Source organism: Clostridium hydrogenum (assembly GCF_021432385.1).
Taxonomy (GTDB): Bacteria; Bacillota; Clostridia; order Clostridiales; family Clostridiaceae; genus Clostridium_S; species Clostridium_S hydrogenum.
In genome coordinates this window covers 468651-492115 of sequence record NZ_JAEACT010000003.1, presented here as the reverse complement: position 1 = coordinate 492115, position 23465 = coordinate 468651, and the positions used below count along the sequence as shown (strand labels likewise).

The 23465-nt window shown below is 31.7% G+C and carries 18 protein-coding genes; all 18 read left to right on the top strand.

From position 1 onward, the window contains the following. Positions 1–121 precede the first annotated feature (121 nt). The gene (gene uxaC / locus CUEA01_RS15460) at positions 122–1525 is read left to right on the top strand and encodes a glucuronate isomerase (RefSeq protein ID WP_234122582.1); all 1404 of its coding nucleotides are present in this window, start codon (positions 122–124) and stop codon (positions 1523–1525) included. Positions 1526–1592: 67 nt separating this feature from the next. Further along, entirely contained in the window at positions 1593–2594 is a 1002-nt protein-coding gene (locus CUEA01_RS15455) for a LacI family DNA-binding transcriptional regulator (protein WP_234122581.1), read from the top strand. A 75-nt stretch (positions 2595–2669) separates the two neighbouring features. Continuing rightward, positions 2670–4118, top strand: coding sequence for a tagaturonate reductase (locus tag CUEA01_RS15450; RefSeq protein WP_234122580.1), 1449 nt, complete (start codon positions 2670–2672; stop codon positions 4116–4118). A gap of 19 nt (positions 4119–4137) precedes the next feature. Further along, complete coding sequence (locus tag CUEA01_RS15445) at positions 4138–5616, top strand: UxaA family hydrolase (protein WP_234122579.1); 1479 nt, start codon at positions 4138–4140, stop codon at positions 5614–5616. Between the two features lie 20 nt (positions 5617–5636). Then, positions 5637–6278 carry a bifunctional 4-hydroxy-2-oxoglutarate aldolase/2-dehydro-3-deoxy-phosphogluconate aldolase gene (locus CUEA01_RS15440; protein ID WP_234122578.1) on the top strand — a complete coding sequence of 214 codons (642 nt, stop codon included), beginning with the start codon at positions 5637–5639 and terminating at the stop codon, positions 6276–6278. Positions 6279–6295: 17 nt separating this feature from the next. Beyond that, complete coding sequence (locus CUEA01_RS15435) at positions 6296–7243, top strand: sugar kinase (RefSeq protein ID WP_234122577.1); 948 nt, start codon at positions 6296–6298, stop codon at positions 7241–7243. A gap of 363 nt (positions 7244–7606) precedes the next feature. Next, complete coding sequence (locus CUEA01_RS15430; protein WP_234122576.1) at positions 7607–8425, top strand: Cof-type HAD-IIB family hydrolase; 819 nt, start codon at positions 7607–7609, stop codon at positions 8423–8425. Between the two features lie 99 nt (positions 8426–8524). Next, positions 8525–9007 carry a tRNA (cytidine(34)-2'-O)-methyltransferase gene (locus tag CUEA01_RS15425; protein WP_234122575.1) on the top strand — a complete coding sequence of 161 codons (483 nt, stop codon included), beginning with the start codon at positions 8525–8527 and terminating at the stop codon, positions 9005–9007. Between the two features lie 14 nt (positions 9008–9021). Further along, the gene (locus CUEA01_RS15420) at positions 9022–9861 is read left to right on the top strand and encodes a DegV family protein (protein ID WP_234122574.1); all 840 of its coding nucleotides are present in this window, start codon (positions 9022–9024) and stop codon (positions 9859–9861) included. A 468-nt stretch (positions 9862–10329) separates the two neighbouring features. Beyond that, entirely contained in the window at positions 10330–11712 is a 1383-nt protein-coding gene (rpoN, locus tag CUEA01_RS15415; protein WP_234122573.1) for an RNA polymerase factor sigma-54, read from the top strand. A 181-nt stretch (positions 11713–11893) separates the two neighbouring features. After that, entirely contained in the window at positions 11894–12925 is a 1032-nt protein-coding gene (locus CUEA01_RS15410; protein WP_234122572.1) for a sugar-binding transcriptional regulator, read from the top strand. A gap of 240 nt (positions 12926–13165) precedes the next feature. Beyond that, positions 13166–14170: a type I glyceraldehyde-3-phosphate dehydrogenase gene (gene gap, locus CUEA01_RS15405; RefSeq protein ID WP_234122571.1), complete on the top strand. Its 1005-nt coding sequence runs from the start codon at positions 13166–13168 to the stop codon at positions 14168–14170. 121 nt (positions 14171–14291) lie between these two features. Beyond that, positions 14292–15485, top strand: a complete 1194-nt coding sequence (locus CUEA01_RS15400) for a phosphoglycerate kinase (RefSeq protein ID WP_234122570.1) — start codon at positions 14292–14294, stop codon at positions 15483–15485. A 152-nt stretch (positions 15486–15637) separates the two neighbouring features. Then, positions 15638–16384, top strand: coding sequence for a triose-phosphate isomerase (gene tpiA / locus CUEA01_RS15395; RefSeq protein WP_234122569.1), 747 nt, complete (start codon positions 15638–15640; stop codon positions 16382–16384). A 359-nt stretch (positions 16385–16743) separates the two neighbouring features. Next, complete coding sequence (gpmI, locus tag CUEA01_RS15390; RefSeq protein ID WP_234122568.1) at positions 16744–18279, top strand: 2,3-bisphosphoglycerate-independent phosphoglycerate mutase; 1536 nt, start codon at positions 16744–16746, stop codon at positions 18277–18279. 288 nt (positions 18280–18567) lie between these two features. Beyond that, on the top strand, positions 18568–19863 hold the full coding sequence (gene eno / locus CUEA01_RS15385; RefSeq protein ID WP_234122567.1) for a phosphopyruvate hydratase: 1296 nt from the start codon (positions 18568–18570) through the stop codon (positions 19861–19863). A 547-nt stretch (positions 19864–20410) separates the two neighbouring features. Further along, complete coding sequence (gene secG / locus CUEA01_RS15380) at positions 20411–20647, top strand: preprotein translocase subunit SecG (RefSeq protein WP_234122566.1); 237 nt, start codon at positions 20411–20413, stop codon at positions 20645–20647. Between the two features lie 163 nt (positions 20648–20810). Further along, the gene (gene rnr, locus CUEA01_RS15375) at positions 20811–23057 is read left to right on the top strand and encodes a ribonuclease R (RefSeq protein ID WP_234122565.1); all 2247 of its coding nucleotides are present in this window, start codon (positions 20811–20813) and stop codon (positions 23055–23057) included. Positions 23058–23465: the final 408 nt, after the last annotated feature.

Sequence of the window (23465 nt, the reverse complement as noted above, 5' to 3'; positions counted from 1 at the left end):
TAAAAAATGTTCACGTACACAAAAAACTATTGATAAATAAAATAAAAGCGTTATAATATAGATATACAAGCTTGTTAACGTTACCAAAAATTATACTTATTTATGAAAGAAGGATATCTTTATGAAAAATTTTATGGATAGTGAATTTTTATTGAATACAGAAACTGCAAAAAAGCTTTTTCACAATTATGCTGAAAAAATGCCTATAATAGATTACCACTGCCACATAAGCCCTAAAGAAATATATGAAAATAAAAAATTTAAGAATATAACTGAAGCTTGGCTTTACGGCGATCACTATAAATGGAGACTTATTAGAAGTACAGGTATAGATGAAAAATATATAACAGGTGATTCAACTGACTATGAAAAATTTTTATCCTATGTAAAAGCTCTTCAAACTGCAATAGGTAACCCATTATATCATTGGACTCACTTAGAACTTCAAAGATTCTTTGGAATTAATGAAATTGTAAATGAAAGGAATGCAGAGCTTATATGGAATAAGGCAAATAAAGTATTGCAAGATGGACTTACTGTTAGAGAGATGATAAGGAAATCTAATGTTAAAGTAATTTGTACAACAGATGATCCTACAGATTCATTAGAGTATCATTTAAAGCTTAAAGAGGATAAAGATTTTGATGTAGAGGTATTGCCAGCATTTAGACCAGATAAGGGACTTAGTATTAATAAAGACGGTTTTACTGATTGGGTTGCTAAATTGGAACAAGCTTCAAGTAAAAAAATAGATAGCTATAGCGACTTCTTAGAAGCTATGGAAAGCAGAATAGATTTCTTTCATTCCGTTGGGGGAAGAGTTTCAGACCATGCACTAGATTATGTACCTTATATGGAAACTACAAAAGAAGAGGTTTCCGGGATATTTGCAAAAGCATTAAAGGGTGAAAAAGTAAGCTTTGAAGAGGAAACTAAATATAGAACCTATACTTTAAAATTTTTAGGTAAAAACTATGCTAAACGCGGCTGGGCAATGGAGCTTCACATGAATGCTTATAGAGATAATAACGGCAGAATGTTTGAAAAAATGGGACCAGATACAGGCTTTGATTCAGTCAATGATAGTAATGTTTCAGTGCCACTTTCAAAATTGCTTAACTCTTTGGAAAAGGAAAATTCACTTCCAAAAACAATAATATATAGTTTAAATCCTAATGATAATTATGTAATAGGATCATTGCTTGGATGTTTCCAAGGAACTGAAGCCTTAGGAAAGATTCAATTTGGCGCAGCTTGGTGGTTTAATGATAACAAAGATGGTATGCTTGAGCAAATGAAGGCTTTAGCAAATCTTGGACTATTCTCTAGTTTTATTGGAATGCTTACTGATTCAAGAAGCTTTTTATCTTATACTAGACATGAATATTTTAGAAGAATATTGTGTAAATTCATTGGCGATTTTGTAGAAAACGGTGAATTTCCAAATGATGAAGAATTACTTGGAAAAATAGTACAAGATATATGTTATAATAATGCAAAAAATTATTTTAAAATGAACATATAATGGTGCACAAGGGAAACTATTATGATATTATTATATAAGGAATTTACTTGAAGGGTACGGTGAAAATATGAGTATTACTATAAAGGACATTGCTAAAATGGCTAATGTTTCACATACAACTGTTTCAAGAGCCTTAAATAATAGTCCTTTTATAAAAGAAAAAACTAAAAAGAAAATATTGGAAATAGCAAATGAACTTAATTATGTTCCAAATTTTAATGCAAAGAGCTTAGTATTAAATAAATCTTATAATATAGGATTGTTTTTTTCGACTATTAGCAAAGGTACTTCGCCAAGCTTTTTTCATGAAACAATAGATGGTGTAAATAGCATTATACGTGAGAATTACAATTTAGTAATTAAGGGAATTGATGATTGTAAGAACTTGAATTCCATATCAAAAGAGCGATTTGATGGAATTATACTTGTAAGTCAAAGTGAAAAAGATAATACATTCATATACGATGTTATAAGTAAGGAGATACCTTTAGTTGTTTTAAATAGGGAAATAGAAGCTGATAATATTACAAATATATTGTCTTCTGAAAAAGAAGGTGCTTATGAGGCAATTAATTATTTCATTTCAAATGGACATAAGGAGATTGCACTTATTGAAGGAAAAAGTGGATTTAAATCATCTACATTTAGAAAAGAAGGATATATAAATGCATTGATTAATAGTAAAATAAAAATCAATGATGAATATATTGTTCAAGGTGAGTATGACATAGAAAGTGGATTTAAAGCTATGCAAAAGCTTTTAAACTTAGATAAAGTTCCGACAGCAGTATTTTGCTCAAATGATGATATGGCAGTTGGCGCAATGAGAGCCATACAAAAAAAAGGCTTAAGAGTTCCAGAGGATATTTCTATAATAGGATTTGATGATAATATATTTTGCAATTATGTTTCACCAGCATTAACTACAGTAAGAAAATTAACACATAAAATAGCAGTAGTAGGTTCAGAAAAATTGCTTCAAATAATTGATAAGCCTCAAGCAAAAGGCGAAAAACTATATATTGATACTAAGCTTATTAAAAGAGATTCAGTTAAAAAAATAATATAAAAGCTAAAAATGCTTTTTGACATGAAAATTGTTAACGTGTGCACAAAGTGCGATTATATTTTGGAGGGATAATTTATGAAGCTAAATAAAGAAGGTTATAAAAATTATAAAAAGTATCCAGAAAGAATTATACAATTTGGAGAAGGAAATTTTTTAAGAGCATTTGTTGATTGGCAAGTAAATGAAATGAATAAGAAAGCTGATTTTAATGGCAGTGTCGTAGTGGTACAACCTTTGCCAAATGGGTTAATTGATATGCTTAATGCTCAAGATGGACTTTATACCTTATATTTGCAGGGAGTAAAAGATGGAAATCCAATTAAAGTACATGAAGTGATGAATAGCATAAGTAGGGGAATAAATCCATACTCTAATTATGAAGAATATTTAAAACTTGCAGAGCAGCCAGAAATAAGATTTGTTATTTCAAATACTACTGAAGCAGGAATAGCTTTTGATGAAAATGATAAACTGGAAAATATATGCCCAAACAGCTATCCAGCCAAATTAGCAGCATTATTATACAGAAGATTTAAAGCTTTTAATGGAGCTAAGGATAAAGGACTAGTTATTATTCCATGTGAGCTTATTGACAGAAATGGTGAAAAACTTGAAAAAATTATATTCCAGTATGCAGAACTTTGGAATTTAGGTGATGAGTTTGTGACTTGGTTAAAAGAAGCAAATACGTTCTGCTGTACACTAGTAGATAGAATTGTTCCAGGATATCCAAGAGATACAATAGATGAAGTACTTAAAGAATTAGGTTATGAAGATAATTTGGTTGATGTTGGAGAGTACTTCCACCTATGGGTTATAGAAGGACCAGAATGGATTGGAAATGAACTTCCATTTGCAAAAGCAGGTTTAAATACAAAAATTGTTAAAGATGTTACACCATACAGAACAAGAAAAGTAAGAATACTTAACGGAGCTCATACGGCACTTGTTCCAGTGGCTTACCTTTATGGCTTAGATACAGTGGGAGAATCAGTTGCAGATGAGGTAATAGGAAAGTACTTACATGAAGTAGTATATGAAGAAATAATTCCAACTCTAGATTTACCAAAAGAAGAACTCGAATATTTTGCAGGTGCTGTTTTGGAGAGATTTACAAACCCATTTGTAAAGCATTATCTTATGAGCATTGCACTAAACTCTATGTCAAAATTTGAAACTAGAGATTTACCATCTTTATTGGAGTATAAAAAGAGAAAAGGGGTACTTCCAAAGAAACTCGTATTTTCTTTAGCAGCCCTAATAAAATTCTACAAGGGTAAAAGAGGAAATGAAAATATTAAACTTGCAGATAATGAAGATATATTAGAATTATATTCTGATTTATGGTCAAAATGTGATGGAACTGATGCTGGATACAAGACACTAGTAACTTCAGTATTAGGTTATGAAAAGAACTGGAAAATGGATTTGAATAAAGTAGAAGGTTTAACAGAAGCCGTTACAGAAAATCTTATAAAAATAGAAAAAGAGGGAATAGCAGAAGCACTAAAAACTGTAATGTAGCAAAAAGGTGGTGTAGCTCATGAAAAATATCTTAAAAATTAATGAAGAAGATAATGTGGTTGTAGCTTTAACCGATTTTGATAAGGCTGAGGTTATAGAAGTTGATGGAGAAAAAATTATACTTCAGGAACCTGTTAAAAGAGGACATAAGATAGCAATTTTGGATATAAAGCAAGGTGAAAATATTAATAAATATGGCTTTGCAATAGGACATGCTACAGTTGATATTAAAAAGGGTCAGTGGGTTCATTCTCACAATGTAAAGACAAATCTTGATGGAATTAAGGATTATTCTTATAACAAAAAGAGTTTTCTAAACAATTTCAAGGATAGAAGTTTAACTTTTAAAGGTTATAAAAGAGAAGATGGAAAGGTTGGCATAAGAAACGAATTGTGGATAGTACCTACAGTTGGATGTGTTAATGGAATAGCTGATTTAATAGCTCAAAAATTTCAAAAAGAAACTTCTTTCTCTGAGGTACACGTGTTTAAACACAATTATGGATGCTCTCAGCTTGGAAATGACCACGTTAACACTAGAACAATATTAGGGGATATAGTTAAACATCCTAATGCTGGTGGAGTTTTAGTACTTGGACTTGGTTGTGAGAACAATACCATGTCGGATTTTATAAAATCATTAGGAACTTACAATAAAAAGAGAACTAGATTCTTAATTTCACAGGAAGTAGAAGATGAAGTTGAAGAGGGAACTAAACTATTAAGGGAACTCTATGAAGTTATTAAATTAGATAAAAGAGAGTGCGTACCTTTATCAGAATTAAAAATAGGACTTAAGTGTGGAGGGTCAGATGGATTTTCTGGAATAACAGCTAATCCACTTTTGGGTAAGTTCTCTGATTTCTTAGTTGCACAAGGTGGAACAACTATATTAACAGAAGTGCCTGAAATGTTTGGAGCAGAAACTATTTTAATGGCTAGAGCTAAAAATGAGGAAATCTTTAATGAAACTGTTAACCTTGTAAATGATTTTAAGAAATATTTCATGAGTTATAACCAGCCAGTGTATGAAAATCCTTCACCCGGAAACAAAGCTGGAGGAATAACTACCTTAGAAGACAAATCACTTGGCTGTACACAAAAATCAGGCAGCAGTGAGGTTGTAGGTGTTTTAAAGTATGGTGAAGTTTTAGAAAAAAAGGGACTTAATCTTTTAAGCGCACCTGGAAATGATTTGGTAGCAGCCACAGCACTTGCTTCTGCTGGATGCCATATTGTTTTATTTACTACAGGAAGAGGAACACCTTTTGGTACATTTGTGCCAACGGTAAAAGTATCTACTAATACTCAGTTATACACTAAAAAGAAGCATTGGATGGATTTTAACGCAGGAAGCTTAGTACAAGACAAGACTATGGATAGCTTAGTGGAAGATTTCATTGATTATGTTATTAGTGTTGCAAATGGAGAACTTGCCAATAATGAAAAGAATAACATAAGAGAAATATCAATATTTAAAAATGGAGTAACGCTTTAATTGGAATGGGGGATAATAATATGAAAAAATTTGAAACTATAGAAAAGATAATAGATGCAGGTGTTGTTGCAGTAATAAGATCAGAATCTAAAGAGCAAGCAAAATTAATGATAGATGCAATAAAAAAAGGTGGAATAAAGATATTTGAAATAACTATGACGGTACCTGGCGCTGTAGATATTATAAAGGAATTAGCTGAAGAATATAAGAATGAAGACGCAGTTATAGGTGCAGGAACTGTTCTTGACCCAGAAACAGCAAGACTTTGCATACTTGCAGGTTCAGAATTTATAGTTAGTCCATCACTTAATTTAGATACTATTAAAATATGTAACAAATATGCAATACCTGTAATGCCAGGAATAATGACGGTTACAGAAGCGGTTATGGCACTAGAATATGGTGCAGATGTTATAAAAGTTTTTCCAGGAAATGCTTACGGTCCTGCCATAATTAAATCTTTTAGAGGACCGCTTCCACAAGCTAATTTTATGCCAACAGGTGGAGTTAACGTAGAAAATGCAGGCGAATGGATAAAAGCAGGTGCAGTTGCTATTGGAACAGGTGGAGATCTTACTAAAGGAGCAAAAACAGGAGATTACAATTTAGTAACTGAAACAGCAGCTAAATTTGTTGAAGCAGTAAGAAAGGCTAGAGAATAAAGAAAGGTGTGGGGTTAATGGAAGTAATAACTTTTGGAGAGTCAATGGTAGTTTTTAATCCAGAAACAAATTCACCTTTAAGATATGTAGATAGCTTTAGCAAGGCAGTAGGCGGAGCTGATTCTAACGTTGCCATGGCACTTGCAAGACTTGGACATGAAGCTGGATGGTTTTCAAGATTAGGCGATGATGAATTTGGAAGATATGTAGAAAACATCATTCGTGGCGATGGAGTGGATGTTTCAAGAGTAAAATTTGATGATAAAGCAAGTACTGGACTCATGTTTAAAGAAAAATCCTATGGTGAGAATCCAAATGTATATTATTATAGGAAAGGTTCCGCAGCAAGTAAAATTTGCATAGAGGACTTAGACGAAGAATATATAAAAAGTGCAAAAATAATTCACATCACAGGTATAACACCAGCCTTATCTGAAACTGCTAGAGAAGTGGTGTTTAAAGTACTAGATATAGCAAATAAAAATGGAATAACGGTTTCTTTTGATCCCAATATTAGATTAAAATTGTGGAGTATTGAAAACGCAAAAAGTGTGTTACTTCAAATTGCTGCTAAATCAGATATAATATTACCGGGCAATGAAGAAGGAGAAATGCTTCTTGGAACTAGCGACGAAAAAGAAATTGCAAGGAAATTCTTGGAGCTTGGATGCAAAACAGTAGCAGTAAAGCTTGGAGCTAAAGGCTGTTATGTAGCAAATAGTGAAGAAGATGTTTATGTAGCTGGATTTAAAGTTGAAAATCCTGTAGATACGGTTGGTGCAGGAGATGGATTTGCAGCAGGTTTTTTATCAGGAATATTAAAGAAATTAAGTATAGAGGAATGCGGAAGGCTTGGAAATGCTGTTGGTGCAATGGCAACAATGGTAAAGGGAGATAATGAAGGTTTCCCATATTATGATCAGCTTTTGCAATTTCTTGGTAAGAAAAAAGTTGTAGACAGATAAAAGCTGAGTTATAGATTTGAAAAAGGAAAACTGGAGTGAAATATGTAATATATTTTTCCAACATATAAAGTAACCATTAAATCAGCCTTTGTTATTATAATTATATATAAAATGGAGATAAATCTTTAGTGGATTGTCTCCATTTTGATTTTTTTGTTTATCTGTAGAAAAGTATATAATATAAAAACTTTGTGATAAAATAGTAAATGTAGATTTTTTAAAAATAATAAGATGATTACTTTTAAATTAATTATATTAGAGAGTAGTAAGTAGAGTGAAGGTAAAAATACTATGGGTTTTGGTGTTAGCTCATTTAGGTTCATCATTCACTATACTCTAAATAAACGAGGAGAGATTGATAGGATGAAATACAAACTAATATGCATGGATATGGATGGAACTGTATTAAGTGATGATAAAATAGTTAGCGAGGAAAATTTAAAAGCAATAAAAGCAGCTCACGATGCTGGTATGAAAATGGCAGTATGTACAGGAAGGTTGTTTGCAAATGCAAAGGTTTATGCAGATATGTTTGGAATTAAGGCTCCTGTTATAGCATCTAACGGTGCTTATATAAAAGATAAAGATAGTGATGAGGTAATTTATAAATCTGTACTTGGACGTGAAAAAGCAACTAAAATTTTTTCTACAATTAATAAATACGATATTTCAATATTTTTTAATACCTGCGATGCTGTAATAACGAATAAACCTTTTGATGAAAGAAATGCCTATGTGAGGATGAATAAGGATCTTCCAAAGGAACAGCAGGTTAGACTTATATACACAGAAGATATGATGAAGGCTATAGAAGAAGAGGGGGACGAAATATTAAAGTGTATATGTATAGAAAATGATATTGAAAAGTTAAATAAGGCTAGAGCTGAAATAGAGGCTTTCAGTGAATTTGAAGTTGTAAGTTCTTTTAAAAACAATTTTGAAATTATGTGTAAAGGTGTATCAAAAGGAAGGGCAGTAGAGGTGCTTACAGGATTTTATAATATAAAAAGAGAAGAAGTAATATGTATCGGAGATAATGAAAATGATATATCAATGATAGAATATGCGGGACTTGGAATTGCAATGGGTAATGCAGAGGAAAGAGTAAAAGAAATTGCAAACTATATAACTGATACAAATAATAATTCGGGAGTTGCAAAAGCAATAAATAAATTTATTTAGGAATATTAAAAAAAATAATAAGTCTATTGAAACTTTACTGAAAGAAGTTATTAGAGTAATATATAATAAGTATATTTTATTTAGGAGTGAAGATGTAAAATGATTTTAGATACAGAAAATTTAAATATAGTGTTATTTGAACCAGAAATTCCTCAAAATACAGGAAATATAGCTAGGACTTGTGTGCTTACAAATTCTAAACTTCATCTAATTAAACCTCTTGGATTTAGTCTTGATGAAAAACATTTAAAAAGAGCAGGACTTGACTATTGGAAAGATCTTGACATGAGCCTATATGATTCCTACGAGGAATTAAGAGAAAAATATAAAGATTCAACTTTTTATTTTTCAACTACTCATGGACATAAATTTTATGATGAAGTAAAATTTAAACCAGGTGATTTTGTGGTTTTTGGAAGGGAATCTTGTGGTCTTCCTGATTATATAAGAGAAGATAATGCAGAAAATTGCATAAGAGTTCCTATGGTAAAAACATCTACAAGATCTCTAAATTTGTCCAATACAGTTGCAATAGTGGCATACGAGGCAATAAGGCAGTTTGACTTTCCAAACATGAAATAGGAAGGAGAGAATGTATGGAAAAAATTAAAATTATAACTGACAGTACGGCGGATTTACCACAAGAGGTAATAGATAAATATGATATTGAGGTTTTGCCTTTAATAGTAAATATAAATGATAAGCCGTATCTTGATATTGTTGATATAAAACTTCCAGAATTATTAAGAATAATGGATGAAGAAAAGATTTTTCCCACAACATCTCAAGTAACTCCGCAGAGATTTTATGATTGTTACAAAAAGTATCTAGAGGAAGGCTACAAAATAGTAAGTATAATCATGTCATCTAAAATGAGTGGTACTTACCAATCAGCATGTATTGCAAAAGAAATGTTAGAGACTTCTGATATTGTAATTATTGATAGTCTTAATGTGACTTCTGGGCTTGGAGTTTTAGTTATAAAAGCTTGTAAATTAAGGGAACAAGGACTTAACATCAATGAAATAGAACAAAAAATAATTGAGACGATACCTCATGTAAAAAGTGCCTTAGCATTTGAAAGATTAGACAACCTAGTAAAGGGTGGAAGACTATCTAAAACAGCAGGTGCCATAGGAAATATTTTAGGCATAAAATTAATTCTCGAAGTAAAAGATGGCGAAATGGCAATTATGGACAAGGTTAGAGGCAGTAAAAAAGCAGTTAGAGTAATTAATGACTATGTAAATGAAAAAGGCATAGCAAAAGGGGAAACTTCTATATTACTGCATGTTGGAGAAACCGATATACTTCCGGCTTTAAGAGAAAAGGTAAGTGAAGAAGAAAGTGAATTTATAGAATGTGAAGTTGGATGCGTAGTTGGAACTCATTCTGGTTCTGCGGCAGCAGGAATATTTTTTATTGAAAATTATTAATTATAAATATTTTTTGGAATTATTTTTATTATGTAAATTTTAAATGAAACGCAATTATAAATAAAATGATTGAAATATAGAAATTACTAATACTTTTGTAAAATATATTGATTTATTAAAGACGCTTATGTTTCTGTAGTATTTTAAAATTCCGTAGGTACGAAGGAATTTTTTCCTTAAACCCATGGTTTAGGTGAAGCAATAATGTTGTAGGACGATTTAAATAAAAGTCAATAAATCTTGGAAGTTAATTGTTAAAAGACTTAGAAGTTTCAATTTGTTTGAGCGTCCAGCGAGTTATTGAAACTTCTTAGGATTTTAACAATTAGCTTCTTAGATTTATGACATTTATTTAATGTCCTGCAATATTATTGCTTCACCCATTTAAATTTTAATTTATATTTTGAATTATATGGTATAATAAGTACAGTGTGATGGTCTTAATTTTTTAGTAATTGGGTGATAATTATGAATTTAGATTTTAATTTAAATTTAAGCCAACAACAAAAACTTGTTATGACACAGCAAATGCAAATGTCTGTAAAACTATTGCAGATGTCAAGCTTAGAATTAAATGAATATGTTGAAAAAGAAATTGAAGAAAATCCACTTCTTGAAACAGAATATACAGATAAAACTGATAATAAGGAAACTAATGAAGAAATCGATTACAAAGAACTCGTAAAGTATTTAGAGTTTGATAATTATGGGCATGAAAGTACTTATAGAAAAGAAAATGAGGAAGTTTCGCCATTCAATTTTATAAGTAATGAGGAATCTCTTCAAGAATACCTTTTGAAGCAAATTGGTGAAGTTAATTTGGACATAAAAACAAGAAAAATATGCGAATACATAATTGAAAATTTGGATGAGAAAGGGTATCTTCCAGATGATATTTTGCAAATTGCAAGTGAATTAAAGATTAATGAAGAAATTGCTGAAGAGGCACTTGAAATAGTGCAATCACTTGATCCTGATGGCGTTGGAGCTAGAAATTTAGGGGAATGTCTAAAAATACAACTTGAGAAAAAAAATATTTATGATGATAATTTGTTTTTAATAATTGACAAACACCTTAATAACATTGCAGAAAATAAATATAATGTTATAGCTAAGGAACTTGGAATAAGTCCTAAAAAAGCTCAGGAGTATGGAGACATTATAAAGAAACTCGAACCAAAACCCTCAAGAGGCTTTTATACAGGAGATGAAACAAAATTCATTGTACCAGATGCTGCTATAAAAAAAATAGATGATGAATTCTTTATTGTAATGAACGAAAGTTCCACTCCCAAATTATCCATAAATACTACATATAAAGATATAATAAACGATAAAAAATCAGAAAATGCAGAAACACAGGAATATGTGAAAAGTAAACTTAATAGTGCAATGTTTTTATTAAAGAGCATAGAGCAAAGGAAAAGCACATTATACTCTGTTTTAAAAGAAATTGTTGATTACCAAAGTGAATATTTCCATAATGGCTCTAAGTACCTAAGACCAATGACACTTAAAGACATAGCTGATAAGATTAATATGCATGAATCAACTGTAAGTAGAGCTATAAGGGAAAAGTACGTTTATACAGATAATGGTATTGTGAAAATAAAAGATTTATTTACTACGGCAATACAAAATGTGAAGATTTCTGAAGGTGATTTGTCTTCAATAGCTGTAAAAGAAAGTATTAAGGAACTTATTGATAATGAAAATAAGGTAAGTCCGCTTTCAGACCAAAAAATTTCAGAAATATTAAATTCAAAAGGCATGAATATTTCAAGAAGAACAGTTGCAAAATATAGAGAAGAAATGAACATAAAAGCATCAAGCAAAAGGAAACGTTTTTAATTCATAAATCTTGGTAATAAAGGGAAAAATGTTACCAAAATCACGTAAATAAAGTAGAAATAAATGAAAAAATAATATTTTTTTATAAATACTATTTAAAAAATCCAAATTTTATTCTATAATACTAAGTGGGACATGAATTAAGTTGCTGGGACGTTGTGAGGCCAGCGAGGTGGTTTAAGTGCATGAGATTTTAAAGTTACAGCAAAAAATTGTTCCAGAGCTTATGAATTTGCTTGAAAAGAGATACAATATCCTAAGAACAATTTATTATAATCAGCCTATTGGACGAAGAAGTTTGGCTAATAAATTAGAAGTAGGCGAAAGAATAGTTAGGACTGAAGTTAATTTTCTAAAGGAGCAAAAATTAATTAGCATAGGAACACCAGGAATGTCAGTTACAGCTGATGGAGAAAAAATTATAGAAAAACTTAAAAATTTTATAAGAGACTTCAAAGGGTTAACTGATATTGAAAATTGTATAAGAGAAAAATTGGATATAAAAAAAGTAATTATAGTTCCAGGAGATATGGAAGAAGAGGAAACAGTAATAGAAGAATTGGGAAGAACCGCTGCAAGGTATATTGAATCAGTAATTGAAGATGGAAATATTATTGCAATTACCGGCGGAACTACAATGAAAAAAGTAATTGACAATTTTTCTAGTGCACATAATTACAAAAATGCTATTGTTGTTCCAGCTAGAGGCGGAATGGCGAGAAGAGTTGAGACTGAGGCAAATACTTTGGCAGCAAATTTTGCATATAAGCTTGAAGCTAATTATAAATTATTGCATGTTCCAGATAATTTAAGCAGCCAGACTATGAATGCGATTCTCAATGAAAATAGCATTAAAGAAGTTATTGATACCATAAGGAAGGCTGATGTGATAGCATATGGTATAGGCAGAGCCGATGAAATGAGTAAAAGGAGAGGACTTAGAAAAGAGGAAATTTCCGATATACTTGAGAGAGGTTCTGTTGGAGAAGCTTTTGGTTATTTTTTTAACAGTGTCGGTGAGGTTGTTTGTTCAACTCCTTCTGTTGGATTAAGAAGTGAAGATATAAAAAATGCAAAAAATCTCATAGCAGTTGCTGGAGGACAATCAAAGGCAGAAGCTATTGTTGCAACTGAAATCAATAATAGTAATAGTGTACTTATAACGGATGAGGGTGCAGCAATGGAGATACTTAAGCTTTTAAAATGCAACTAAAGAGTTACTATATTTATAACTAACTTAATTTCGTTTTACTACTTTTGTGTAGAAAAGCAGAATTAAGTTAAAAGTTAAGCTGGTAAGTCTTGAAGTTACTTTTTTAAATAAAAAATTAAGATTTTAGAGGGCATTAAACCTTCTAAAATTACGATGACTTTTATCGAAGTCACCTTAATTAGCTAATAATTATATTTACATATAATTTTAGAAATTTTAAAATTTTTGGAGGTAGTTAGAATGGCAAAAATAGCTATTAATGGTTTTGGAAGAATAGGAAGATTAGCTTTAAGAAGAATTCTTGAAGTTCCTGGATTAGAGGTTGTTGCAATAAACGACTTAACTGATGCAAAAATGTTAGCACACTTATTTAAATATGATTCAGCACAAGGAAGATTCAAAGGCGAAATCGAAGTTAAAGAAAATGCTTTTGTAGTTAACGGAAAAGAAGTTAAAGTTTTCGCAGAAGCTGATCCTGAAAAATTACCTTGGGGAGAACTTGGAATAGACGTTGTTCTTGAATGTACTGGATTCTTCACAAAGAAAGAAAAAGCAGAAGCTCACGTTAGAGCAGGCGCTAAGAAAGTTGTTATATCAGCTCCAGCTGGAAACGACTTAAAGACAATAGTATTCAACGTTAACAACGAAGATCTTGATGGAACAGAAACAGTTATATCTGGAGCATCATGCACAACTAACTGCTTAGCTCCAATGGCTAAAGTATTAAATGATAATTTTGGAATAGAAAAAGGATTCATGACTACAGTTCATGCATACACTAATGACCAAAATACATTAGACGGCCCACACAGAAAAGGAGACTTAAGAAGAGCTAGAGCTGCTGCTGCAAGCATAATCCCTAACTCAACTGGAGCTGCTAAAGCAATAGCACAAGTTATTCCTGACTTAAAAGGAAAATTAGACGGAAATGCACAAAGAGTTCCAGTTATAACTGGTTCAATAACTGAATTAGTTTCAGTTCTTAAGAAAAATGTTACAGTTGAAGAAATCAACGCTGCAATGAAAGCTGCTTCTAATGAATCATTCGGATATACTGAAGACGAAATAGTTTCATCTGATGTTGTTGGAATCAACTACGGATCATTATTCGATGCTACTTTAACTAAAATTGTTGATGTTAACGGATCACAATTAGTTAAAACAGCTTCTTGGTATGATAATGAAATGTCATACACTTCACAATTAGTTAGAACTTTAGAGTACTTTGCAAAAATCGCAAAATAGTTTAAAATTCAATATTTAGTTTATTAAATAAAGTAAATTGAGAACATAGTAGAAAGGTCTAGTTTTGTAGTTAAGGCTATGAGGCTGGACCTTTTTAAATATAACGTATGAGGTGAATATTATGCAATTCAATAAAAAGACTATTGAAGACGTAGATGTTAAAGGCAAAAGAGTATTAGTTAGATGTGATTTTAATGTTCCACTTAAAGATGGAGTTATAACTGATGAAAACAGACTTAATGGAGCTCTTCCAACAATAAAATATCTTGTAGAGCACGGTGCAAAAGTTGTTCTTTGTTCACACCTTGGAAAAGCAAAAGGACCAGATCCTTCTAAGACTTTAGCTCCAGTTGCTAAAAGATTAGGAGAATTACTTGGAAAAGAAGTTAAATTTGCTGCTGACGACGTAGTTGTTGGAGAAAATGCTAAAAAAGCAGTTGCTGAACTTAAAGAAGGAGAAGTAGTTCTTCTTGAAAACACAAGATTCAGACCAGAAGAAGGAAAAAATGATGATGCATTCTCAAAGGATTTAGCTTCACTTGCAGATGTATATGTAAATGATGCATTTGGAACTGCTCACAGAGCTCACTGCTCAACAGTTGGAGTAACTAAATTTGTACCTACAGCTGTATGTGGATACTTAATACAAAAAGAATTAAAATTCTTAGGATCAGCTGTTGAAACTCCAGTTAGACCTTTCGTTGCTATACTTGGAGGAGCAAAAGTTTCTGATAAAATTAATGTTATAAACAACTTACTTGAAAAAGTTGATACATTAATCATCGGAGGCGGAATGGCTTATACATTCTTAAAAGCTCAAGGATATACAATAGGAACTTCACTTCTTGAAGCAGACAAAGTTGATTATGCTAAAGAAATGATAGAAAAAGCTGCAGCTAAGAAAGTAAAATTACTTCTTCCTGTAGATAACGTAGTTGGAGCTGAATTCAAAGCTGAGACAAAAGCAGTTACAACTGAAGATGCTAACATTCCTGAAGGATATATGGGCTTAGATATAGGACCAAAGACTCAAAAATTATACTGTGATGCAGTAAAAGAAGCTAAAACAGTTGTTTGGAACGGACCAATGGGAGTATTTGAATTTGAAAGCTTTGCAGAAGGAACAAAAGCTGTTGCTAGAGCTATGGCTGATTCTGATGCTACAACAGTTATAGGTGGCGGAGATAGTGCTGCTGCTGTTAACCAATTAGGTTTTGGAGACAAAATGACTCACATATCAACTGGAGGCGGAGCTTCTCTTGAATTCTTAGAGGGAAAAGAACTTCCAGGAATTGCAGCACTTAACGACAAATAATAATTATTATTAACAAATAATTAATATTTGCAAAGACAATATAGTGCTATAATGTAATTAAAGATAAATAAAGTGAAATTAGGAAAAATGATTTAGGTTTTCAAAATGATTCACAAAAATACTATTTATCTGTAAAATAAGGAGTGTATTTAATGAGAACACCAATAATCGCTGGAAACTGGAAAATGAATAACACAATTAGTGAATCTTTAAAATTAGTTGAAGAATTAAAGCCACTTGTAAAAGATGCAAAGACAGAAGTTGTAGTAGCACCTACTGCTGTTTCTTTAGCAGCTGTTGTTGAAGCTGTAAAAGGAACAAACATAAAAGTTGCTGCACAAAATGCACATTTTGAAGAAAGTGGAGCTTTCACTGGAGAAATATCACTAAAAGCACTTGAAGAATTAGGTGTAAATTATGTAATATTAGGTCACAGTGAAAGAAGACAATATTTTAATGAAACAGATTGTGCTTTAAATAAAAAAGTAAAAGCAGCTTTTGCTCATAACATAACTCCAATACTTTGTTGCGGAGAAACTCTTGAAGAAAGAGAAGCAAATGTAACAAATGAAGTTACAGGAAAACAAATAAAGTTAGATTTAGCAGGTTTAACTGCAGATCAAGCTGCAAAAGTTGTTATAGCTTATGAACCAATCTGGGCTATAGGAACAGGAAAAACTGCTACTGATGAACAAGCAAATGAAACAATAGGAGCAATCAGAAAAACTGTAGAAGAAATCTTTGGAAAAGAAGTTGCTGAAAAAGTAAGAATTCAATACGGTGGATCTGTTAAACCTGGAACAATAAAAGCTCAAATGGCTAAGCCAGAAATAGATGGAGCATTAGTTGGAGGCGCAAGCCTTAAAGCAGCTGATTTTGCTGCAATAGTAAACTTCTAAAGCTCAGAGTACAAAGTACAGAGTACAGAGTACAGTGAATGTGGATTTATCTTCCTTACGTCAGATAAATCTCTAAATATACTAAAAGATGTTTAGCGAAGCTAAACTAAAAAAATAAGTTCTAAAATTTTCTGTGATAACAGAAAATTAACCTTCACTCTACTCTCTACTCTTTACTCTCTACTCTATCTAAGGGTTGATAATTGAGAATTGATAATTGAAAACAATTGTCCACTGTCAATTGTCAATTTGACAAATGTAATTAATATAAACCAACTTAAGCTTAAGATTTAAAAGTGTATTACACATAAATTTTCATGGTTAAAGGGGTTTATACATATAAGAATGGAGGAGTTAACATGGCTAAAAAACCTGTAATGTTAATGATATTAGATGGATTTGGACTAACTAATAAAGCGGATGGAAATGCAATAGCAGCTGCAAATAAACCTAATTTTGATAAATGCTATAATAATTATCCACACACTGAACTTGGTGCAAGTGGATTAAGTGTTGGACTTCCAGATGGTCAAATGGGAAACTCAGAAGTTGGACATTTAAATATAGGAGCAGGAAGAATTATATATCAATCCCTTACTAAAATAACAAAAGCTATACAAGATGGAGATTTCCTTAAAAATGCTGCATTAAACAAGGCAGTAGATAATGCTCTTAAAAATGATTCAACTCTTCACTTAATGGGATTATTATCACCAGGAGGAGTTCACTCACATATAGATCATTTAAAAGGATTATTAGAGCTTGCAAAAGAAAAGGGAGTAAAAAAAGTATTTGTTCATGCTTTCCTTGATGGAAGAGACGTTCCACCATCTTCAGCAAAAGAGTATATAGAAGATATAGAAAGCTATATGGCTGAAATAGGAGTTGGAAAGATAGCTTCAGTTTCAGGAAGATACTATGCTATGGATAGAGACCAGAGATGGGAAAGAGTTCAGCTTGCATACAATGCTATCGTTCTTGGAAAAGGCGAATTTGCTGAAAGTGCTTTAGAGGCATTAAATAAATCTTACCACGATAACAAAACTGATGAGTTTGTACTTCCAACAGTTATAACTGAAGGTGGAAAGCCACTTACAGAAGTAAAGAACAATGATTCAGTTATATTCTTTAATTTTAGACCAGATAGAGCAAGAGAAATAACAAGAGCAATAAACGATAAGGTATTTGATGGCTTTGAAAGAGAAACATTAAAACTTACATTTGTTTCAATGACTGAATATGATGTAACACTTGAAGGTGTAGATGTTGCTTTTGGACCAGAAACTATTACAAATACTTATGGAGAATATATAAGCAAAAAAGGATTAAATCAATTAAGAATTGCAGAAACAGAAAAATATGCACATGTAACTTTCTTCTTTAATGGAGGAGTTGAAGAACCTAACAAAAATGAGGATAGAGCATTAATAGCTTCACCAAAGGTTGCAACTTATGATCTTCAACCAGAAATGAGTGCATATTTAGTTACAGAAGAACTTTTAAAAAGATTAAGTGAAGATAAATATGATGCAGTTGTATTAAACTTTGCTAATCCTGATATGGTTGGACATACTGGAGTATTTGAAGCAGCTAAAAAAGCTATAGAAGCTGTTGATGAATGCCTTGGAAAAGTTATAGATAAGGTTCTTTCACTTGATGGAACTGTCTTTATAACAGCTGACCACGGTAATGCAGAGCAAATGATAGATTACTCAACAGGTGATCCAATGACAGCTCATACTACAGATCCAGTTCCATTTGTATATGTAAGCAACCATTCAAAAGGAAAAGAATTGAGAGATGGCGGAGTTTTAGCAGATATAGCTCCAACATTACTTGCAGAACTTGGACTTGAAAAACCATCAGAAATGACAGGAACAAGCCTTATAAAGTAAAATAATTGCAGTAGTAGAACACTGTAATATTAAATAAAATTAATAAATCCAAGGAATAGATTGCCAAGAGACTTAGAATTTTCAATAAATACAAAGTCGCTCAGACAATTGAAAATTCTAAGTTCTTTAACAATTCATTCCTAAGATTTATAAAAATTTTTTAGCAAAAGTTTTCAGAATAATAAAATAATTATTGGCAAAAATAAAATGTGAGTTTTATGTATGCTTAAAGGGTTACTCTACCTAATTTAAGGTAGTAATCATATAAATTTGAGAGGGGTGTTTTTTATGAAATCATATGTTGAAATTGTTGACGTACTTGCAAGACAAATATTGGACTCAAGAGCAAATCCTACTGTTGAGGTAGAAATAACTCTAGAGGACGGAACTATTGGAAGGGCAGCAGTGCCATCGGGAGCATCAACTGGTATGTATGAAGCTGTTGAACTTAGGGATAATGACAAATCAAAATATAATGGAACAGGGGTTTTGAAGGCTGTTGAAAATATCAATGAAGCAATAGCATCAGAACTTATAGGAATGAATATATTCGATCAGCCATTAATTGATAAAACTATGATTGAACTTGATGGAACTGAAAATAAGGGAAAACTTGGAGCAAATGCAATGCTTGGAGTTTCTCTTGCAGCAGCCAGAGCAGCAGCAGAATATCTTGGCTTAAGTCTTTATCAGTATATAGGAGGAGTAAATGCTAAAGTTCTCCCTGTTCCTATGATGAATATAATAAATGGAGGAAAACATGCAGATAACAATGTTGACCTTCAAGAATTTATGATAATGCCTGCTGGAGCACCAAGCTTTAGTGAAGCACTTAGAATGGGTTCGGAAGTATATCACGCACTTAAAGCCTTATTAAAATCAAAGGGACTTGAAACAGCAGTCGGTGATGAAGGCGGTTTTGCACCAAACTTAAAGAGCAATGAAGAAGCAATACAGGTTATTGTTGAAGCTATTAAAAAGGCAAATTATGAGCCAGGAAAAGATATATTTATAGCACTTGACCCAGCATCTTCAGAATTCTATGAGAACGGCAAATACAATTTAAAAGGTGAAGGAAAAGTATTGTCAGCTGATGAAATGGCAAGTTATTATGAAGATTTAGTTAATAAATATCCTATAATATCTATTGAAGATGGTATGGCAGAAGAAGATTGGGCAGGTTGGAAAACACTTACTGATAAGATTGGAAATAAAGTTCAACTTGTTGGTGATGACTTATTTGTTACTAATACAACAAGACTTGAAAAAGGAATTAAACAGGGTGTTGCAAATTCAATACTAATTAAATTAAATCAAATAGGAACTTTAACAGAAACATTAAATGCAATAGAAATGGCAGAGAGAGCTGGATATACAGCAGTTGTTTCTCATAGATCAGGTGAAACAGAAGACACAACTATAGCAGACCTTGTTGTAGCTGTAAATGCTGGTCAAATTAAAACAGGTGCTCCTGCAAGAACAGAGAGAGTTGCAAAATACAATCAACTTCTTAGAATAGAAGAAGAACTTGCAGAAGTTGCAGAGTACAGAGGATTAAAAGCATTTTATAACATTAAGAAATAGGCCATTAAACAGAGTACAAAGTACAGAGTACAGAGTACAGAGTACAGAGAAGGATGATTTACCTTTCCGTGCGTCAGGTAAATCTTAAACTTAACTGTTGTCAGCTTTGCTGACAACAGTAATGACGCAATTGCGAAAGCAATTAAGAATAAGTTTTAAGATTTTCTGTAGCAAAGCGGAAGAGAAAATCTTATAATTTGTTTTTATCTTAAAATTCCGTAGGCACGGAGGAATTTTTTCCTTTAAACAACTGTAACTGCGAAGTAAGTGTGTTGTAGGATGATTTAAATAAAATTTTATAAATCTTAGGTGAAAAATTTTAAAAGCCTTAGATGTTTCAATTGTCTGAGCATGTTCAAGCGAGTTATTGAAACTTCTTAGGCTTTTAAAGTTTTTTGCCTTAGATTTATTAATTTTATTTAATATCCTGCAATACACTTACTTTGCAATAATTTTTGGTTGTAATATAATGGTTTTTATGATACAATGTAATTCATAATGTGAATTATACATATAGGTGTAATTTATTTAATGTAGGAGGTCAAAAATGCACAATCTTTTGGTAGTATTACAGTGTATACTTGCTGTTGCAATAATAGCAGTTGTTTTAATTCAACCAGGAAAAATGGATGGCTTTACAAATTTTTCGGGCGGCGTAACTGATACATTCTTTGCAAAGAATAAATCTAAAACACGTGAATCAATGTTAATAAGACTTACTGCTATATTAGGATTTTTATTTGCAGTAGTAACTGTTTTATTAAATATGTCTAAGTTTAAATAAATGATTTATAGGATATAATTCGAGGCAATATGAATTATATCCTTTTTGTTTTGAAACTGTTATTTTCTTTAACATGTCTTATAAAAAATGAAATTTTTAAAGGTAATTTGGGCAAAATAAAGAAGTATATAGATATAAAAATGATAATGAGAAGGTGGTACTTATGAGTTTAAGAGAAAGTATATTGGATTTTATGAAGGAACAAGCATATAAACCTTTAAATAGACAAGAGCTTTCAGATGTCTTTGGTGTATCAAAGGCAGAATACAAGTCATTTAAAAAATTATTGAATGAAATGGAGAAAAACGGAGATATAGTTAAAAATAGAACGTTTCACTATGGTGTTCCAGAGCGTATGGGACTTATAATAGGAAAACTTCAAGGTAATGCCAAGGGATTTGGATTTGTAATTTGTGAGGAGGATATACCAGATATATTTATTCCAGCAAATGCTATGAATGGGGCTTTAAATGGAGATAAAGTTGTTGTTAAAACTTCAAAAAAGGTTAGAAATGATAAAAAGGTTGAAGGAGAAATAATTAGGATACTTGAGAGGGCTAACAAAACTATAATAGGAGTTTATGAAGACAGTAGAAATTTTGGTTTTGTAGTTCCAGAAGAAAATAGGATATCCCAAGACATTTTTATACCTAAAAGTATGAGAAATGGCGCAAAATCAGGAGATGTAGTAATAGTCGAAATAACAGAATGGCCAGAGAAGAGAAGAAATCCAGAAGGTAAAATAATAGAAGTACTTGGAAATAAAAGAGAAAAGGGAATAGACATACTTACAATAATTAAAAAATTTAAGCTTCCAGAAAGTTTTCCAGAAAAAGTTGAAATGTTTGCAGCTGCTATTCCAAATGAAATACCAGCAGAAGAGTATGAAAGAAGAGAAGATTTAAGAAATATAAGAATGGTAACAATCGATGGAGAAGATGCAAAAGATTTGGATGATGCTGTATCAATAGAAAGACTTCCAAATGGAAACTTTAAGCTTGGAGTTCACATAGCTGATGTTTCAAATTATGTTAGAGAAAATAATCCACTAGATAAAGAAGCACTTAAGAGAGCAACTTCTGTATATTTAATAGATAGGGTTATACCAATGCTTCCTAAAAAATTATCTAATGGAATATGTAGTTTAAATCCAAAGGTAGATAGACTTGCACTTAGCTGTTTCATGCAGATAGATCATGAGGGAAAAGTAGTTGATCATAGAATACTTGAAAGTGTTATAAAAACCAGCGAGAGAATGACTTACACTGATGTAACAAAGATACTTAGAGATAAAGACGAAGAAACAATAAAGAAATATGAATATCTATATGAAGATTTTAAAGCAATGGAAGAACTTCAAAATATTTTGTTCAATAAGAGAATAAAAAGAGGGGCAATAGATTTCGATTTTGAAGAAAGCAAGATAATTTTAAATGAAATGGGAAAACCAGTAGAAATAAAACCTTATGAAAGAGCTATTGCAAATAGGATTATTGAAGAATTCATGCTTGTATGTAATGAAACTATTGCAGAGCATTTCTTTTGGGCAAATGTACCTTTTGTATACAGAATACATGAGGACCCAGATAATGAAAAGCTAGAAAAGTTTAATGACTTTGTTCACAATCTTGGCTATATAGTAAGATGGGGAGCAGAAGTCCATCCAAAGCAGCTTCAAGATGTTCTTGAAAATATAAAGGGCAAAAAAGAAGAAACTGTAGTAAGCACACTTCTGTTACGTTCTTTAAAGCAGGCAAGATATTCACCAGAATGTTCAGGACACTTTGGTTTGGCTGCAAGGTACTACTGTCACTTTACATCACCAATAAGAAGATATCCAGATCTTATGATTCACAGGGTTATTAAGATGTATCTAAATGGCGAGCTTGATGATAAGAGAAGCAAAAAGCTCATAGGAACAGTTGATTATGCAGCAATTCAATCCTCAGAAATGGAAAGAGTAGCACAAGAAGCTGAAAGAGAAGTTGATGATCTTAAAAAGGCTGAATACATGTCTGAAAGAATTGGTGAAGAATTTGATGGTATAGTATCTTCTGTAACAAGTTTTGGAATGTTTGTTGAGCTTCCCAATACTATTGAAGGACTTGTTCACATAAGTGCTTTAACAGATGATTATTATGTATATGATGAAAAATATTTAAGTTTAATTGGTGAAAGAACCAAGAAAATATATAAACTCGGTGACGAGGTGAAAATAATAGTTGATAGAGTAGATCTTGACTCTCACGAAATTTATTTTCAATTAACTTCAATAAAGCCACATTTAAGCAGCGAAGAAGCAGAAGTTCCGCCAGAAGTGGAAATAGAAGAAAGCGGTGTTGAAGCTATACACCATGTAAGGAAAAAGGGGCTAACTAGCGAAGTAACTTCACCGGAACACTTGAAATAGGAAGCCAGAGTACAAAGTACAGAGTACGGAGTACAGTGAAGGATGATTTATTCTCCTTGCGTCGGATAAATCTTTAATTTAATTGATTCAGCTGCGCTGAAGGAATATATGTATTATTTTAGTGAAATAATATCATAGAATAGTGAGAAACACTTGTTAAAGGGCTATGCGCAGCATTAAGCTATAAAATTTTCTTCGACAGAAGAAAATTAACCTTCACTGTACTCTGTAATCTGTACTCCGTACTCTATATTAAATTGGAGTTATCAACTTTAATATGATATAATTAAAGATGTACCATTGTGAAACTTAAAATTTATTTGTACCAAAATCCCATTTTATAGGCATTATGGTACACATCAATTTTAATAGTTGAGCTGGTATAGCTATATCTATAATAATTAAGTT

What these genes read in the sequence shown, in the direction of transcription:
- uxaC (WP_234122582.1), top strand. Translation starts at nt 122, where the DNA reads ATGAAAAATTTTATGGATAGTGAATTTTTATTGAATACAGAAACTGCA.
- CUEA01_RS15455 (WP_234122581.1), top strand. Translation starts at nt 1,593, where the DNA reads ATGAGTATTACTATAAAGGACATTGCTAAAATGGCTAATGTTTCACAT.
- CUEA01_RS15450 (WP_234122580.1), top strand. Translation starts at nt 2,670, where the DNA reads ATGAAGCTAAATAAAGAAGGTTATAAAAATTATAAAAAGTATCCAGAA.
- CUEA01_RS15445 (WP_234122579.1), top strand. Translation starts at nt 4,138, where the DNA reads ATGAAAAATATCTTAAAAATTAATGAAGAAGATAATGTGGTTGTAGCT.
- CUEA01_RS15440 (WP_234122578.1), top strand. Translation starts at nt 5,637, where the DNA reads ATGAAAAAATTTGAAACTATAGAAAAGATAATAGATGCAGGTGTTGTT.
- CUEA01_RS15435 (WP_234122577.1), top strand. Translation starts at nt 6,296, where the DNA reads ATGGAAGTAATAACTTTTGGAGAGTCAATGGTAGTTTTTAATCCAGAA.
- CUEA01_RS15430 (WP_234122576.1), top strand. Translation starts at nt 7,607, where the DNA reads ATGAAATACAAACTAATATGCATGGATATGGATGGAACTGTATTAAGT.
- CUEA01_RS15425 (WP_234122575.1), top strand. Translation starts at nt 8,525, where the DNA reads ATGATTTTAGATACAGAAAATTTAAATATAGTGTTATTTGAACCAGAA.
- CUEA01_RS15420 (WP_234122574.1), top strand. Translation starts at nt 9,022, where the DNA reads ATGGAAAAAATTAAAATTATAACTGACAGTACGGCGGATTTACCACAA.
- rpoN (WP_234122573.1), top strand. Translation starts at nt 10,330, where the DNA reads ATGAATTTAGATTTTAATTTAAATTTAAGCCAACAACAAAAACTTGTT.
- gap (WP_234122571.1), top strand. Translation starts at nt 13,166, where the DNA reads ATGGCAAAAATAGCTATTAATGGTTTTGGAAGAATAGGAAGATTAGCT.
- CUEA01_RS15400 (WP_234122570.1), top strand. Translation starts at nt 14,292, where the DNA reads ATGCAATTCAATAAAAAGACTATTGAAGACGTAGATGTTAAAGGCAAA.
- tpiA (WP_234122569.1), top strand. Translation starts at nt 15,638, where the DNA reads ATGAGAACACCAATAATCGCTGGAAACTGGAAAATGAATAACACAATT.
- gpmI (WP_234122568.1), top strand. Translation starts at nt 16,744, where the DNA reads ATGGCTAAAAAACCTGTAATGTTAATGATATTAGATGGATTTGGACTA.
- eno (WP_234122567.1), top strand. Translation starts at nt 18,568, where the DNA reads ATGAAATCATATGTTGAAATTGTTGACGTACTTGCAAGACAAATATTG.
- secG (WP_234122566.1), top strand. Translation starts at nt 20,411, where the DNA reads ATGCACAATCTTTTGGTAGTATTACAGTGTATACTTGCTGTTGCAATA.
- rnr (WP_234122565.1), top strand. Translation starts at nt 20,811, where the DNA reads ATGAGTTTAAGAGAAAGTATATTGGATTTTATGAAGGAACAAGCATAT.